At 65.5% G+C, this 14520-nt stretch carries 15 protein-coding genes; 12 read left to right on the forward strand and 3 right to left on the reverse strand.

Annotated elements, in window-relative coordinates; genetic code table 11:
• Window positions 1-55: 55 nt before the first annotated feature.
• From SHTP_RS03770 to SHTP_RS03785, 4 genes are read left to right on the forward strand one after another with little or no spacing between them, the layout of a single operon-like run.
• Window positions 56-1039, forward strand: a complete 984-nt coding sequence (locus SHTP_RS03770) for an Rv1363c family protein (protein ID WP_096369818.1) — start codon at window positions 56-58, stop codon at window positions 1037-1039.
• Window positions 1036-1629 (forward strand): twin-arginine translocation pathway signal, encoded by a 594-nt coding sequence (locus tag SHTP_RS03775; RefSeq protein WP_096369819.1) that lies wholly within the window; start codon window positions 1036-1038, stop codon window positions 1627-1629. The genes SHTP_RS03770 and SHTP_RS03775 overlap by 4 nt, the downstream gene beginning before the upstream one ends.
• Window positions 1630-1658: 29 nt before the next feature.
• Entirely contained in the window at window positions 1659-2288 is a 630-nt protein-coding gene (locus SHTP_RS03780) for a fatty-acid--CoA ligase (protein ID WP_096369820.1), read from the forward strand.
• Between the two features lie 13 nt (window positions 2289-2301).
• A complete protein-coding gene (locus SHTP_RS03785) occupies window positions 2302-2487 on the forward strand; it encodes a (2Fe-2S)-binding protein (RefSeq protein WP_096372309.1) in 186 nt (61 codons plus the stop codon).
• A 14-nt stretch (window positions 2488-2501) separates the two neighbouring features.
• Here SHTP_RS03785 and SHTP_RS03790 read toward each other — a convergent pair whose 3' ends face one another.
• A complete protein-coding gene (locus tag SHTP_RS03790) occupies window positions 2502-4202 on the reverse strand; it encodes an alpha-keto acid decarboxylase family protein (RefSeq protein ID WP_096369821.1) in 1701 nt (566 codons plus the stop codon).
• A gap of 63 nt (window positions 4203-4265) precedes the next feature.
• Here SHTP_RS03790 and SHTP_RS03795 point away from each other — a divergent pair, with 63 nt between their 5' ends.
• From SHTP_RS03795 to SHTP_RS03810, 4 genes are read left to right on the forward strand one after another with little or no spacing between them, the layout of a single operon-like run.
• Window positions 4266-4706 (forward strand): SRPBCC family protein, encoded by a 441-nt coding sequence (locus SHTP_RS03795; protein WP_011738659.1) that lies wholly within the window; start codon window positions 4266-4268, stop codon window positions 4704-4706.
• A 9-nt stretch (window positions 4707-4715) separates the two neighbouring features.
• A complete protein-coding gene (locus SHTP_RS03800; RefSeq protein ID WP_096369822.1) occupies window positions 4716-5795 on the forward strand; it encodes a CaiB/BaiF CoA transferase family protein in 1080 nt (359 codons plus the stop codon).
• A gap of 58 nt (window positions 5796-5853) precedes the next feature.
• Window positions 5854-6309 (forward strand): SRPBCC family protein, encoded by a 456-nt coding sequence (locus tag SHTP_RS03805; RefSeq protein ID WP_096372310.1) that lies wholly within the window; start codon window positions 5854-5856, stop codon window positions 6307-6309.
• 46 nt (window positions 6310-6355) lie between these two features.
• The gene (locus tag SHTP_RS03810) at window positions 6356-6796 is read left to right on the forward strand and encodes an SRPBCC family protein (RefSeq protein ID WP_036450535.1); all 441 of its coding nucleotides are present in this window, start codon (window positions 6356-6358) and stop codon (window positions 6794-6796) included.
• On the opposite strand, the gene SHTP_RS03815 is transcribed toward SHTP_RS03810, so the two are convergent.
• Window positions 6793-7989 (reverse strand): pyridoxal phosphate-dependent aminotransferase, encoded by a 1197-nt coding sequence (locus SHTP_RS03815; protein ID WP_096369823.1) that lies wholly within the window; start codon window positions 7987-7989, stop codon window positions 6793-6795. The genes SHTP_RS03810 and SHTP_RS03815 overlap by 4 nt on opposite strands.
• Window positions 7990-8193: 204 nt before the next feature.
• Between SHTP_RS03815 and SHTP_RS03820 the strand changes: the two genes are divergently transcribed.
• Together SHTP_RS03820 and SHTP_RS03825 are read left to right on the forward strand one after the other, a co-directional pair.
• Window positions 8194-9405, forward strand: coding sequence for an acetyl-CoA C-acetyltransferase (locus tag SHTP_RS03820; RefSeq protein ID WP_096372311.1), 1212 nt, complete (start codon window positions 8194-8196; stop codon window positions 9403-9405).
• 4 nt (window positions 9406-9409) lie between these two features.
• Window positions 9410-11554: a 3-hydroxyacyl-CoA dehydrogenase NAD-binding domain-containing protein gene (locus tag SHTP_RS03825; protein ID WP_096369824.1), complete on the forward strand. Its 2145-nt coding sequence runs from the start codon at window positions 9410-9412 to the stop codon at window positions 11552-11554.
• Between the two features lie 74 nt (window positions 11555-11628).
• Here the strand turns inward: SHTP_RS03825 and SHTP_RS03830 are convergent, their stop codons facing one another.
• Window positions 11629-12840, reverse strand: coding sequence for an FAD-dependent monooxygenase (locus SHTP_RS03830; RefSeq protein ID WP_096369825.1), 1212 nt, complete (start codon window positions 12838-12840; stop codon window positions 11629-11631).
• Between the two features lie 79 nt (window positions 12841-12919).
• Here SHTP_RS03830 and SHTP_RS03835 point away from each other — a divergent pair, with 79 nt between their 5' ends.
• Together SHTP_RS03835 and SHTP_RS03840 are read left to right on the forward strand one after the other, a co-directional pair.
• Complete coding sequence (locus SHTP_RS03835) at window positions 12920-13456, forward strand: TetR/AcrR family transcriptional regulator (protein WP_096372312.1); 537 nt, start codon at window positions 12920-12922, stop codon at window positions 13454-13456.
• A gap of 69 nt (window positions 13457-13525) precedes the next feature.
• The gene (locus SHTP_RS03840) at window positions 13526-14509 is read left to right on the forward strand and encodes an LLM class F420-dependent oxidoreductase (protein ID WP_096369826.1); all 984 of its coding nucleotides are present in this window, start codon (window positions 13526-13528) and stop codon (window positions 14507-14509) included.
• The last annotated feature ends 11 nt before the right edge of the window (window positions 14510-14520 follow it).

Consider the following 14520-nt stretch of genomic DNA (forward strand, 5'->3'; position numbering starts at 1 on the left):
CCGGGCTCGACTCTGCCGATGACCGATTCGGGGTGGCGCAGTTGCGCATCCAGCGATGCACACAGCGCTGCTGTCGGCCGGGTGTGGTGTGAGCACCGGCATCGGAAACGGCGCGGCTGATCCGAGATCCGCCCCGGTGGACGAGGACGAAATCGGCGGCACCGCTGCCGAAATGCGGGCGTTGGCCGACGAGGCTGAGGCCGAAGCCGCAGAAGCGGAGGCCCTGGCGGCCGCCGCCGGTGCCCGTGCGCGCGCCCTGCAACTAAGACGTCGCGCCGAACGCGCCGAGGCCGCAGCGGAAGTTGACGCTGCTTGCGAAGCCACCCATGAAGGCGCGGCGGATGGGCAGGCGACCGCTTCGCGCAACGGTGCTGAAGAGCCGACTGGGAATTCGGCCGATGTCCTCGAGTCCGACGACGTCGCCGAAACCGAAGAGCTGCGCGCCGATGACGACGAGCCGGTAGCCGCCGGCTCGGCCAAGGCCGATGAGTCCGAGGCCGACGAGCTTGCCGATGAGTCCGAGCGGTCACGGCGAGGTCTGGTGAGGCGCCCCAAACTGTCCACCCTCACCGCTGCGCTCGCCGTGCTCGTCATTCTCGCCGCGCTGGCCGGCAGCGCGGCCATGGTGCTGCAGCATCGCGATGCGACCCGGCAGCGTGAACGAGTGGCCGAATTCGCCGCAGCGGCCAGGCAGGGCGTTATCACCCTGACATCGCTGGACTTCCAGGACGCCAAGCAGGGGATAGGGCGCATCCTCGACAACTCCACCGGCTCGTTCAAAGACGAACTCCTCAAGTCCTCCGACGACTTCATCCAGGTGGTGCAACAGGCGCAGGTGGTCGAGCAGGGAACGGTCCAAGCCGTCGCCGTCGACAGGAACTCCATGACCGATGACTCGGCGGTGGTGCTGGTCGCCTCGACATCGGAAGTCACCAATGCCGCCGGGGCCAAGAAGGATCTCCGCAAGTACCGGCTGATCGTGACCATCACCCGAGACGGTGATCAGCTCAAGATGTCGAAAGTCGAGTTTGTGCCGTGACCGCAGAGCAGACCTCGGGCGAACAACAGAAGCCTGACGAGGATCCGGGGCCGGAGCCGCTCGAGCGCCGTCGGGCCTGGTTGCACAAGCTGACGCCGGGCAAAGTCGTCGTTGCCGTGGTGGGGCTGCTGGTGGCGGCCGCACTGGGGTTGCTGGCGGCGCTGTTCGTGTTCTCCTACCGGCCAGATCGCGAAGTCGATGCCCAGGCCGCCGGGGCCGCCGTCTCGGCCGCCAGCGACGGGGCGATCGCCATCCTGTCCTATTCTCCGGACACCCTCGACCGCGATTTCTCCTCGGCCAGGTCGCACCTCACCGGCGAATTCTTGTCCTACTACGACCAATTCACGCAGCAGATCGTCGCACCGGCGGCCAAGCGGAAGTCGGTGAGGACCAGTGCGGTGGTGCTTCGCGCCGCCATTTCCGAGTTGCACCCGGACTCGGCGGTGGTACTGCTGTTCGTCAACCAAACCACCCAGAGCGCAGATCGTCCCGAACCGGCATTGACTTCCAGCAGCGTCCTGGTCAAGCTGACGAAAGCTAATGGAAATCATCGTTTGATCCGGTCTAGGTTAGGTCTGGAACCGGTGTAGGGGATGCTGCTGGTGACGGGAACTCGGCGATGACGAACGACATCCACTCGATGGTGATCGCATCGGACTATCGCGTGCCCGATCCAACCAGGGTGTGGCCGCTGCTGGAACGCAACAAGTCCGCGCTCGCCGATATCGGTGCACACCACGTTCTCGTGTACGCCTCAACACATGACTACGGCCGCGTCCTGGTGATGATCGGGGTGCACAGCCGCGAGCCCGTCGTCGAGCTACTTCGTTCGCGGGTCTTCTTCGACTGGTTCGACGCGGTAGGCGTCGACGACATTCCGGCGGTCTTTGCCGGTGAGATCGTGGACAGGTTTGTCGTCGGGGCGTCGGGGTCCGGGGCAGCGGCGGCCCCGGGAGTCGTGGTGGCCGCGATCGCCTCGGTCGACGACGTGGCGACGCTGATCGCCGAAGTCGCCCCGGCGATGGAGCGCTTTGTTGCCGCCGGTATCCGAAAGACCTGGGTCTTTCAGGCTTTCGACGACAGCCACGAAGTGCTGATCCTGCAGGAGTTTCCCGACGAGCAGCGGGCCCGCGAGTGGATCGATCACCCCGACGCCGTGGCCCAATGGCTTCGGGGTGCCGGGATAGGCGCATACCCACCGCTGTTCGTGGGCCGGCTCTCCGAGATGATGCGGATCGATCCGCAGTGAGTTGATCGCCGCAATGTTCGTGTGCCTGTGCAACGGCGTCACCAGTCAGATGGTGGCCGATGCCGTTGTCGCCGGCGCCACGACTACCCGGGAGGTCGCGCGAGCCTGCGGAGCGGGCGCGGACTGTGGGCGCTGCCGTCGCACCGTTCGGGCGATCATCGCCTCGTCAAGTGGCGATCGGGCGGCCCACCCGACCTAACCTGTCGGTGCTCGTCAGCTGCGTCCGCCGCACTCGGGCGGTGATAGCGATCCGACGAGTTCGTCGAGCAGCGGTGGAACGTCGAGCCGAGGCAATACCGCCTCGACGACGACCATGCGGTCCTGCTGCTCGGCGGCCGCGGTGAGTGCATCGTCGAGCTCGCCGTAGTTTTCGGCCCGCATCGCCAGGTGGTTGGTGACTCCCAGCGCACCGGGGACATCGGTCCATCTCCAGCTGACAATGTCGTTGTACGTAGCGGTCTCGCCGTGAATCGCCCGTTCGACGGTGTAGCCGTCATTGTTGACCACCACGATGACCGGCGACAGGCCCTCCCGGGAGAAAATCCCGAGTTCCTGCACGGTTAACTGTGCGGCCCCGTCGCCGATCAATAACACCGTCCGGCGATCGGGATGGGCCACCGCCGCTCCCAGCGCTGCGGGCAGCGTGTAACCGATTGAGCCCCAGAGGGGTTGACCGATGAAGGTGACGCCCTGCGGCAATCGGTGGTCGGCCATGCCGTAGAACGACGTGCCCTGATCTGCCAGCACCACGTTGCCCGGTGTCAGGGCTTCGCAGAGCCGGTTCCACAGCATCTCTTGGTTGAGTGGCTCGTCGCGCCCCGGGGTGGGCGGGCCCGGCTCGGCCGGGGGTACCGCCACCGGGGGAGAGCTGATCCCGCGCTTGGTCAGGATTGTGGCCACGGCCTGCAGCGCGGCGCCCATCTCCAGTGGTGCGAACACCTGGTCCGCCACGCTGCTTTGGTACCGCCCGATATCGATGGTGCGGGCCGGGTCAATCCGCTGGCTGAAGAATCCGCTCACCATGTCGGTGAATACCACCCCGGCCGTGACCAGCACGGGCGCCTGCTCGATGGCCTTGCGCACCGGCTCGGCGCTGGCGGCCCCGGCGTAGATGCCGAGGAAGTTGGCTGAACTCTCGTCGAGCAGGCTCTTTCCCCACATCAAGGTCGCGTGGGGTACCACGTCGGCGGACAGCAATGCCTCTAGCTCCTTGATCGCTTGCAGGCGATGGACCAACAGGTCGGCCAGGACGGTCAGCTGGTGGTCACCGATCAGGTCGGCGGCAGCGCGGGTGAACAGCGACAGCGCGCGTGGGCTGGTTCCGCCGGCCAGCGGAGGCAACGGGGCGCCGGGCGGTTCGGTGGGGAACCGCGCCACGTCGGTGGACAGTAGTAGGTACCCGGGCCGTTTTTGCTCGCGCACCTCGCAGAGCACTCGGTCGATCTCCCGGCATGCCGTCGCTGGCATGAGATTGGCTTGCGCGCAGGTGATTTCGCGGCTGATTCGGAGGAAGTGCTCGAAGTCGCCATCGCCGAGCGAGTGGTGCAACGCCCGGCGGGCGCCCTGGGCGTCCTTGGAGGGTCCGCCCACGATGTGCACCACCGGTACGTGTTCGGCGTAGCTGCCCGCGATGGCGTTGGTCGCGGAAAGCTCGCCGACTCCGAAAGTCGTTACCACCGCCGACATTCCACGTAGCCGTCCGTATCCGTCGGCGGCGTAGCCGGCGTTGAGCTCATTGGCGCTGCCCACCCAGCGGATGATCGGATGGGCGACGATGTGGTCCAGGAATTCCAGGTTGTAGTCGCCGGGAACCCCGAAGATCTCCGAGACACCGAGTTCGGCCAGACGGTCGAGCAGGTAGTCGCCGACGGTGTAGACGGGGTCAGTGGCGGCATCATTTTCGAGCAGGGTCACGACGACGACGCTACGCCGTTGAAACTATTCCGGTTGGGCCGCCGCTTCGCTATCGTGCGGGCCATGGCAATCAAAGAAACCCGCGACATCGTCATCGAAGCCAGCCCCCAGGAGATCTTGGACGTCATTGCTGACTTCGAAGCGATGCCCGAATGGTCTTCGCCGCATCAGAGCGCCGAAATTTTCGAGACCGGAGCCGATGGTCGGCCCAGCCAGGTGAAGATGAAGGTCAAGACCGCGGGTATCACCGACGAGCAAGTGGTGGCCTACAGCTGGGGCGACAACAAGGTGAACTGGTCGCTCGTCAGTTCGGGCCAGCAGCGTTCCCAGGAGGGGAGCTACCTCTTGACGCCGGAGGGCGACAAGACCCGGGTAAAGCTCGAGCTGGCCGTCGACGCGGTGGTGCCGCTGCCGGGATTCGTGCTCAAGCGTGCGGTGAAGGGCACGGTGGAGTCCGGCCTCGATGAGCTGCGCAAGCAGGTGCTGAAGGTGAAGAAGGGCTGAGTAGCCACGGTGGCGGGTGGGGGACCCCTGGCGGGGGTGAAGGTCATCGAGTTGGGGGGCATCGGCCCCGGCCCACATGCCGGGATGGTGCTCGCCGACCTGGGTGCTGACGTGGTGCGGGTGCGCCGGCCCGGGGGTCTGCAGATGCCGGCCGAGGACCGCGATCTGCTGCATCGCGGAAAACGGATCGTCGACCTGGACGTCAAAAGCCAGCCGCAGGCCTTGTTGGAGTTGGCCGCCAAGGCCGACGTGCTGCTGGATTGTTTTCGGCCGGGCACCTGTGAACGCCTGGGAATCGGGCCCGATGACTGCGCCGCGGTAAACCCGCGATTGATCTTCGCGCGCATCACCGGCTGGGGGCAGGACGGCCCGCTGGCGCCGACGGCCGGCCACGACATCAACTATCTGTCGCAGACCGGTGCGTTGTCGGCGCTGGGCTATCGGGACCGGCCACCCACGCCCCCGCTGAATCTGGTTGCCGACTTCGGCGGCGGTTCGATGCTGGTGCTGCTTGGCATCATGGCCGCGCTCTACGAGCGGGAGCGGTCGGGCAAGGGGCAGGTCATCGACGCCGCGATGGTCGACGGGGTCAGCGTACTGGCTCAGATGATGTGGACCATGAAGGGAATTGGCAGTCTGCGCGACGAGCGCGAGTCCTTTCTCCTTGATGGGGGTGCCCCGTTCTACCGCTGTTACGAGACTTCTGATGGCAAACACATGGCAGTGGGGGCCATCGAGCCGCAATTCTTCGCGGCGTTGCTGGCCGGACTTGGTCTGTCGGCCGCCGAGGTGCCGTCTCAGCTCGACATCGCCGCCTACCCCAAGATGTGCGAAATGTTTTCGGAGCGGTTCGCCAGCCGAACCCGTGACGAATGGGCCGCGGTCTTCGCCGGCACCGACGCATGCGTGACCCCGGTGCTGACGTGGAGTGAAGCGGCAGCTAGTGATCATCTGCGGGCGCGCTCGACGGTGATTTCCGCGCACGGCGTGGAGCAGGCCGCGCCGGCGCCGCGGTTCTCCCGAACGCCGGCCGGGCCGGTGGGGCCACCGCCCGCCACGACCACGCCGATCGGCGAAATCAACTGGTAACTAGTTATTTGCACCGAACCCGGTTCGTGGCCCGGGCAGCGTTGCTAGCTTGAACTTGGTGGCCGTAAAAGCAGCGCGGGAATTCGTTATTGATGCGCCCCCGGAAGTGGTCATGGAGGCGCTGACAGACGTCGGCGTCTTGGTCTCCTGGTCACCCCTGCACAAGAGTGTGGAAGTCATCGACTACTACCCGGATGGCCGTCCGCATCACGTGAAGGCCACCATCAAGATTCTCGGGCTCGTGGACAAAGAGATCCTGGAGTACCACTGGGGCCCGGATTGGGTGTGCTGGGACGCGGATCAGACCTTCCAGCAGTGCGGTCAGCACGTCGAGTACACGGTCCGGCCCGAGGGACTCGACAAATCGCGGGTGCGGTTTGACATCACCGTCGAACCGTCAGGGCCGATCCCGGGATTCATCGTCAAGCGGGCTAGCGAGCACGTGCTCGACGCCGCGGCGAAGGGGCTCAGTGAGCTGGTCGCCAATCGCGACGCAACGGATCAGGCCAAGTAGCTTCGTCTCACCTGAAACCTAGATTTTGGTTGCTAGTTTGGTGGCAGTGGCCATACAAGCGTCGGGTGAGATCGTCATTGATGCGCCCCCTGAGGTGATCATGGAGGCGCTAGCCGACATGGGCGCGGTGCCGTCGTGGTCGGTGGTGCACAAGCGTGTCGAGGTCGTTGACCATTATCCGGACGGCCGACCTCACCACGTGCGGGTCACCATCAAGGTCACCGGGATCGCCGACACCGAACTGCTCGAATATCACTGGGGGCCGGACTGGATGGTCTGGGATGCCCAGAGGACCGTCCAGCAACACGGTCAGCACGGCGAGTACAACCTGCGCCGCGAAGCGGACAACAAGACGCGAGTGCGCTTCAGCATCACGGTGGAACCCTCAGCTCCGCTACCCGAGTTCTGGGTTAATCGTGCGCGCCGAAAGATCCTGCACTCCGCGCTGGAGGGATTGCGCAAGCGTGTGATGGGTACGGCTGACTAGGCCGCGTCACGCAGTGCGGCCAGCCGCTTGATCGCCTCGTCCAGGGTGTCTTCGCGTTTGCAGAAGGTAAAGCGCACCAAATGATTCCAGATATCGGCTTGGGTTGAAGCATGCTCGGCCACCGGATCGCAGAAGGTCGACATCGGGATGGCGGCAACCCCCACCCTCTCGGGCAGCGCGGCGCAAAACGCCGTGCTGTCGTCGTAGCCGAGCGGCCGCGGGTCGGCGCACAAGAAGTAGGTGCCGTGGCTGTCGTGTACCCCGAATCCGGTCTCACTCAGGCCCGCGGCCAGCCGATCGCGTCTGGCCTGTAACGAAGTCCGCAGCGCTACGACCCAGGCATCCTCGGAATCCAATGCCAGCGCCACCGCGGGCTGCAGCGGCGCCCCGCCGACATAGCTCATGTACTGCTTTGCCGCGCGCACCCCGGCGATGAGTTCTTTTGGGCCGCAAGCCCATCCGATCTTCCATCCGGTGCAGTTGAACATCTTGGCCACGCTCGAGATCGTGACCGTGCGCTGCGCCATCCCGTCAAACCCGGCCAGGGGCAGGTGTTGGTGCCCGGTTGGCGAGGTGAACACCAGATGCTCGTACACCTCATCGGTGATCACCAATAGGTCTGCGGCCACCGCAATCTCTGCTATTGCCGCGAGCTCGGCACGGCTGAGCACCGCGCCGGTGGGATTGTGCGGGGAGTTGACGATCAGTGCGCGGGTCTTGGGTGTCACGGCGCGTCGCAGCGCATCGGCATCCAGCGCGAAGCCGCGGCCGTCGGGTACCAGCGGCACGGCAACTCGCTTCGCGCCGGCCATTGCTATCACCGGTGCATAGGAGTCATAGAACGGTTCGATCAACAGCACTTCCGAGCCGGGTTCGACCAGTCCGCGGACCGCGGCCGCGATGGCCTCGGTGGCGCCGACCGTGACCAGCACCTCGGTATCCGGGTCGTATTCGACACCGAAGCGTCGTCGACGCTGGGCGGCGATGGCCTGGCGCAGGGCCGGGATGCCCATTCCCGGCGGATACTGGTTGGCGCCCGCGGCGATGGCCTCTTGGGCGGCCTTCAACATCGCCGGCGGTCCGTCCTCGTCGGGAAAGCCTTGGCCAAGATTGACCGCACCAATGCGCGCGGCCAATGCCGACATTTCGGCGAACACCGTCGTCGCGTAGGGCTGTAGCCGCGACACCGTCATGTCGGTCGAGCCTAGCCCGAGCGGCGATGCGCGCCGTCGCGCGGCGTGGGGCGCACGCTGCCGCGGGCGGTGATCAGCGGCGCGGACCGGTCCAGCAACCTCGGCCCAACCAACAGGTTGGCCGAGGCCCCTGTTAGTGTGCCTGTACTGGACCTAGTCTTGATGACGGATCCGAACCCCAATTTTTGTGAACAGGAAGTCGACATGTCCGAAGAAGCCTTCATTTATGAGGCCATCCGCACGCCGCGTGGCAAGCAAAAGAACGGATCGCTAAACGAGGTCAAGCCGATAAGCCTGGTCGTTGGCCTGATCGAGGAGCTGCGCAAGCGCAACCCTGACCTCGACGCGAACCTGATCAGCGACGTCATCCTGGGCTGCGTGTCGCCCGTCGGTGACCAGGGCGGCGACATCGCCCGCGCCGCGGTGCTGGCCTCCGGGATGCCGGTCACCTCCGGTGGCGTGCAGCTCAACCGGTTCTGCGCATCGGGTCTGGAAGCGGTGAACATGGCCGCCCAGAAGGTGCGTTCCGGCTGGGATGACCTGGTGCTGGCCGGTGGTGTGGAGTCGATGAGCCGGGTGCCGATGGGTGCCGACGGCGGCGCCATGGGGCTTGACCCGGTCACCAACTACGACGTCATGTTTGTTCCGCAGGGCATCGGCGCCGACCTGATTGCCACCATCGAGGGCTTCTCCCGCGACGACGTCGACGCCTATGCGCTGCGTAGCCAGGAGAAGGCCGCCGAGGCGTGGTCGGGCGGCTACTTCGCCAAGTCCGTGGTGCCGGTCCGCGACCAAAACGGTCTGCTGATCCTCGACCACGATGAGCACATGCGGCCCGAGACCACCAAGGAAGGCCTGGACAAGCTCAAGTCGGCCTTCGAGGGCCTGGCGGCGATGGGCGGTTTCGACGACGTCGCGCTGCAGAAGTACCACTGGGTGGAAAAGATCAACCACGTGCACACCGGCGGCAACAGCTCCGGCATCGTCGATGGCGCCGCGATCGTGATGGTCGGCAGCGAAAAGGCGGGGGCAGCGATCAACGCGACCCCGCGCGCCCGCATCGTCGCCACCGCGACCAGTGGCGCCGACCCGGTCATCATGCTGACCGGCCCGACCCCTGCCGCCCGCAAGGTGCTCGACCGCGCCGGCCTGACGGTTGATGACATCGATCTGTTCGAGCTGAACGAGGCGTTCGCGTCGGTGGTGCTGAAGTTCCAGAAGGACCTCAACATCCCCGACGAGAAGCTCAACGTCAACGGTGGGGCCATCGCGATGGGTCACCCGCTGGGGGCGACCGGCGCGATGATCCTGGGCACCATGGTCGACGAGCTGGAGCGCCGCAACGCCCGGCGCGCATTGGTCACGCTTTGTATTGGTGGCGGCATGGGTGTCGCGACGATCATCGAGAGGGTTTAAGTAAATGGCCGACAACACAATTCAGTGGGACAAGGATGCCGACGGCATCGTCACGCTGACCATGGACGACCCGTCGGGGTCGGCCAACGTCATGAACGAGACCTACATCGAGTCGATGGGCAAGGCGGTGGATCGCCTTGTTGCCGAAAAGGATTCGATTACCGGAGTGGTGATCACCAGCGCCAAGAAGACCTTCTTCGCCGGTGGTGACCTCACATCCATGATCCAGGCCGGTCCGGAAGACGCCGGGCAGTCCTTCGACACGGTCGAGACGGTCAAGCGGCAGCTGCGAACCCTGGAGACGCTGGGCAAGCCCGTCGTCGCCGCGATCAACGGTGCGGCACTCGGCGGTGGCCTCGAGATTGCGCTGGCCTGCCATCACCGCATCGCGGCCGACGCCAAGGGCAGCGAGCTGGGTCTGCCCGAGGTGACCCTGGGCCTGCTGCCCGGTGGCGGCGGGGTGACCCGCACCGTGCGCATGTTCGGTATCCAGAACGCCTTCGTGAGCATCCTGTCCCAGGGCACCCGGTTCAAGCCGGCCAAGGCCAAGGAGATCGGGCTGGTCGACGAGGTGCTGCCGACGGTCGAGGAGCTGGTGCCCGCCGCCAAGGCGTGGATCAAGGCCAACCCGGATTCCCACGAGCAGCCCTGGGACAAGAAGGGTTACAAGATCCCGGGCGGCACTCCGTCGTCGCCGGGGTTGGCTTCCATCCTGCCGTCGTTCCCGGCCTTGCTGCGCAAACAGCTCAAGGGCGCTCCGATGCCGGCCCCGAAGGCCATTCTGGCCGCCGCGGTCGAGGGTGCGCAGGTCGATTTCGACACCGCCAGCCGCATCGAGAGCCGCTACTTCGCCTCGCTGGTCACCGGCCAGGTCGCCAAGAACATGATTCAGGCGTTCTTCTTCGACCTGCAGGCCATCAACGCCGGCAAGTCGCGGCCGGACGGCATCGGCAAGACCCCGATCACCAAGATCGGTGTGCTCGGTGCCGGCATGATGGGCGCGGGCATCGCCTACGTCTCGGCCAAGGCCGGCTACGACGTGGTGCTCAAGGACGTCAGCGCGGAGGCCGCCGCCAAGGGCAAGGGCTACTCCGAGAAGCTGGTGGCCAAGGCACTCGAGCGCGGTCGCATCACCCAGGAGAAGGGCGACGCGCTGCTGGCTCGCATCACCCCGACCTCGGACTCGGCCGACCTTAAGGGCGTGGACTTCGTCATCGAGGCCGTGTTCGAAAACCAGGAACTCAAGCACAAGGTGTTCCAGGAGATCGAGGACATCGTCGAGCCCAACGCGGTGCTGGGATCGAACACCTCCACGTTGCCGATCACCGGTCTGGCCACCGGGGTCAAGCGCCAAGAGGACTTCATCGGTGTCCACTTCTTCTCCCCGGTCGACAAGATGCCGCTGGTCGAGATCATCAAGGGTGAGAAGACCTCCGACGAGGCCCTGGCCCGGGTGTTCGACTACACCCTGGCAATCGGCAAGACCCCGATCGTGGTGAACGACAGCCGCGGCTTCTTCACCTCGCGGGTCATCGGCACCTTCGTCAACGAGGCGCTGGCGATGCTCGGTGAGGGTGTCGAGCCGTCGTCGATCGAGCAGGCGGGATCGCAGGCCGGCTACCCGGCCCCGCCGCTGCAGCTGTCCGACGAGCTCAACCTGGAGCTGATGCACAAGATCGCTACCGCTACCCGCAAGGGTGTCGAGGACGCCGGTGGCACCTACGAGCCGCACCCGGCCGAAGCGGTTGTCGAGAAGATGATCGAGGTTGGTCGGTCCGGTCGGCTCAAGGGCGCGGGCTTCTACGAGTACCCCGAGGGCAAGCGTGCCGGCCTGTGGCCGGGCCTGCGGGAGACGTTCAAGTCGGGCACCTCGGAGCCGCCGCTGCAGGACATGATCGACCGGATGTTGTTCGCCGAGGCGCTGGAAACCCAGAAGTGCCTCGACGAGAACGTGCTGATGTCGACGGCCGACGCCAACATCGGATCCATCATGGGTATCGGCTTCCCGCCGTGGACCGGTGGTAGCGCGCAGTACATCGTCGGCTACGAGGGTGCGCTCGGCCGGGGCAAAGAGGCCTTCGTGGCCCGCGCCCGCGAGCTGGCCGCCAAGTACGGCGACCGCTTCCTGCCGCCGGACTCGCTGACCTAAGCGTCAGGCTTGGCGAGCAGACGCGGAATCGCGTGCGACCCACGGTCGCAATGCGATTCCGCGTCTGCTCGTGCCTATCCGGGCCGTGGTGGGGCGTATTCCTTGAACCGCATTGAGTCGTAGAGCCGCACACCCTTGGTGTTCAGCTTCGCGACCGCTTTGGTGAGGCCACCGGGCAGCATTGAAACCAGCTGCGCACCGTGGGTCAGCGCCCACACTCCGGCTTTCGATCGCGGAATGAGGCTCACGGCGACCCCGCTGGCAAAGGTGCGGCTGCGACTTACCGGATCGGCCATCTCTCGCTCGTAGGCGGCGAACGCTCGCGCGTAGTCGCCGCCCGCTTGGGCCGGTTCCCCGGCCAGTATGTAGGCGCCGAGCACCGACAGGCTGGTGCTGCCGCCGACCGCGGGCCCCGGGCAGTAGCCGGCGTCGCCGACCAGTGTTACCCGCCCGCGCGACCAGGTGTCGAGCTGCAACTGGGTGATCGAGTCGAAGTAGAACGCTGGTGTGCGGTCCAGCTCTTCGAGCCAAAGGTCCACCTGCGGATGCATTCCGGCGATCGCTTCACGCAATAATTCCTTTTGCCGCAAGACATCTCGGTAGTGGTATCGCAGTTCCTCCTGGGTGCGGAACAGGAACAGCAGGCGCGCGTCGTTGAGGGGCGCTGCGGTGTAGACCGCTGCCATCCGGCCGGGCCCGACGTGACCGACCATCTCGCCGTCGTGTGCCAGTCCTTTCGGCACCGACACCACCGCGAGGTACCCGCCGAGGAATTGAGTGTGTCCGGCGTCTTCGCCGAAGACCAGGCGCCGCACGTTGGAGTGCAGCCCGTCGGCACCGACCACGATGTCGAAGCAGCGTGGCGCGGCCTGCTCGAAGCTCACCCGTCCGTCCGGCGAGATGGCTGTGATCGAGTCGCCGAACAGGTATTCGGTGTCATGGCGGCTGGCCTCGTAGTAGATCTCACTGAGATCGTCGCGCATGATCTCGACATGCTGGTCGGACGTGGCGCCGAAGATCTTGGCGAGATTGACGCGAACTGGCCGCCGCGCGCCCTCGCGATACCAGGTCAGGGTTTCGGTCCCGGTGGCCAGCGCTTCGATCTTCGATAGCACGCCCATCTTCGCCGAGATCTCCATGGACGGCCGGAACAGGTCAACGGCATGGCCGCCGGCCTTGCGCAATTGTGGCGCCCGCTCGACGACGGTGACATCGAATCCATAGCGGCTCAGCCAAAATGCCAGTACCGAACCGGAGATGCTGGCGCCCGAAATCAAGATCCGCACGTCGGCCTCCTACTTACTTAACGTTCGGTAAGGCGAACATGGGGTGCTTACCTAACGGTAGGTCAGATAGCCTCGTGTGGTGGCCAAGCCCAGGTCGGACACCAGGCGGCGGATCCAGGAAGTCGCTCGCGAACTATTTCTGCGCCAAGGTGTGCGGGGCACCAGCTTGCAGGACATCGCAGACCGGCTGGGGATCGCCAAGCCGGCGCTGTACTACCACTTCGCGTCACGCGAAGACCTGGTGCGCAGCATCGTGGTGCCGTTGATCGAAGAGGGCGAGCGATTTGTCGCGGAGCGTGAGCGGCTTGCCGACGGCAATGTCCGCGGCCTGCTCGAGGGGTACTTCGATTTCCACTACCGGCATCGTCAGGACCTGATGCTGGTGGTGGTCGAACTGACGTTGCTGTCCGACCTCGGTCTGATCGACACCGTGCTGGCCTGGCGGGAGCGGCTCGGTCGGCTGGTGTTCGGCGCGGCGCCGACGCTCGGTCAGGCGACCCGGGCGGTGCTGGCATTTGGTGGATTGCAGGACTGTTGCATGCAGTTTCCGGACGAGCCCTATGCGCAACTGCGGCAGTACTCGGTGGAGGCGGCGTTGGCCGCGCTTGGTGTTTGACGCCGGGCTCGGGGCGGGTGCTTGGTGCCCGCTCCAAATTCGGAGGCCGCCGGGCATATAGTCCCAGCTATGCGCTTTGGTCTCTTCATTCCGCAAGGCTGGCGAATGGATCTCGTCGGCATCGCGCCCGAGCAGCACTGGGCGGTGATGCGTGACCTGGCTACCTACGCCGATGCCAGCGCCTGGGACTCACTGTGGGTCTATGACCACTTCCATACCGTGCCATTGCCCAGTGACGAGGCCACCCATGAGGCCTGGTCGCTGATGGCGGCCTACGCGGCGGTGACCTCGAGGATCAAGCTCGGCCAAATGTGCACCGCGATGAGCTACCGCAATCCAGTATATCTCGCCAAGGTGGCGGCCACCGCCGACATCATCTCCGGCGGGCGCATCCAGATGGGGATCGGCGGTGGCTGGTACGAACACGAGTGGCGTGCCTACGGCTACGGATTCCCTTCGGCCGGGGTGCGGTTGGGCCGGCTGGACGAAGGCGTGCAGATCATGCGGGACGCCTGGCGCGACGGCAAGGTCAGTTTTGACGGCAAGCACTATCAGGTCGACGGCGCGATCGTCGCGCCGAAGCCGTTGCAGAACAATGGAATTCCATTGTGGGTTGCCGGTGGCGGGGAGAAGGTGACGTTACGTATCGCCGCACAGTACGCGCAGTACACTAACTTCACGCCCCAGCCCGAACAGTTCGCGCACAAGTCGCAGGTGTTGGCGGAGCATTGCCGCAAACTGGGCACCGAATTCGACGCCATAGTGCGATCGGCCAACTTCACCGCCGTCTTGGGTACCTCGGAAGCCGACGTCAAAGATCGGCTGGGGCGAGTCCGTGACCGTCTGGTCGGCTACGTGCCCGAGGCCGTGGCCGATTCGATGGTTGGCGGCCTGCCGGATTCGGCGACGGGCACGCCCGAACAGGTCATCGAGCGACTGGCGCAGATTCGCGACCTTGGGTGCGAATACGCGATCTGCTATTTCCCGGAAGCCGCGTATGACCGCTCCGGCATCGAGTTGTTCGAGCGTGAAGTGATTCCCGCGCTGAGCTAGCGGCCACCGCG

Origin of the sequence: Mycobacterium ulcerans subsp. shinshuense, from assembly GCF_002355775.1 — a bacterium.
Taxonomy (GTDB): Bacteria; Actinomycetota; Actinomycetes; order Mycobacteriales; family Mycobacteriaceae; genus Mycobacterium; species Mycobacterium marinum.

Coding starts and splice junctions, on each gene's coding strand:
- SHTP_RS03820 (WP_096372311.1), top strand. CDS start 8,194: ATGTCCGAAGAAGCCTTCATTTATGAGGCCATCCGCACGCCGCGTGGC.
- SHTP_RS03815 (WP_096369823.1), bottom strand. CDS start 7,989: ATGACGGTGTCGCGGCTACAGCCCTACGCGACGACGGTGTTCGCCGAA.
- SHTP_RS03780 (WP_096369820.1), top strand. CDS start 1,659: ATGACGAACGACATCCACTCGATGGTGATCGCATCGGACTATCGCGTG.
- SHTP_RS03795 (WP_011738659.1), top strand. CDS start 4,266: ATGGCAATCAAAGAAACCCGCGACATCGTCATCGAAGCCAGCCCCCAG.
- SHTP_RS03825 (WP_096369824.1), top strand. CDS start 9,410: ATGGCCGACAACACAATTCAGTGGGACAAGGATGCCGACGGCATCGTC.
- SHTP_RS03840 (WP_096369826.1), top strand. CDS start 13,526: ATGCGCTTTGGTCTCTTCATTCCGCAAGGCTGGCGAATGGATCTCGTC.
- SHTP_RS03770 (WP_096369818.1), top strand. CDS start 56: ATGCACACAGCGCTGCTGTCGGCCGGGTGTGGTGTGAGCACCGGCATC.
- SHTP_RS03785 (WP_096372309.1), top strand. CDS start 2,302: ATGTTCGTGTGCCTGTGCAACGGCGTCACCAGTCAGATGGTGGCCGAT.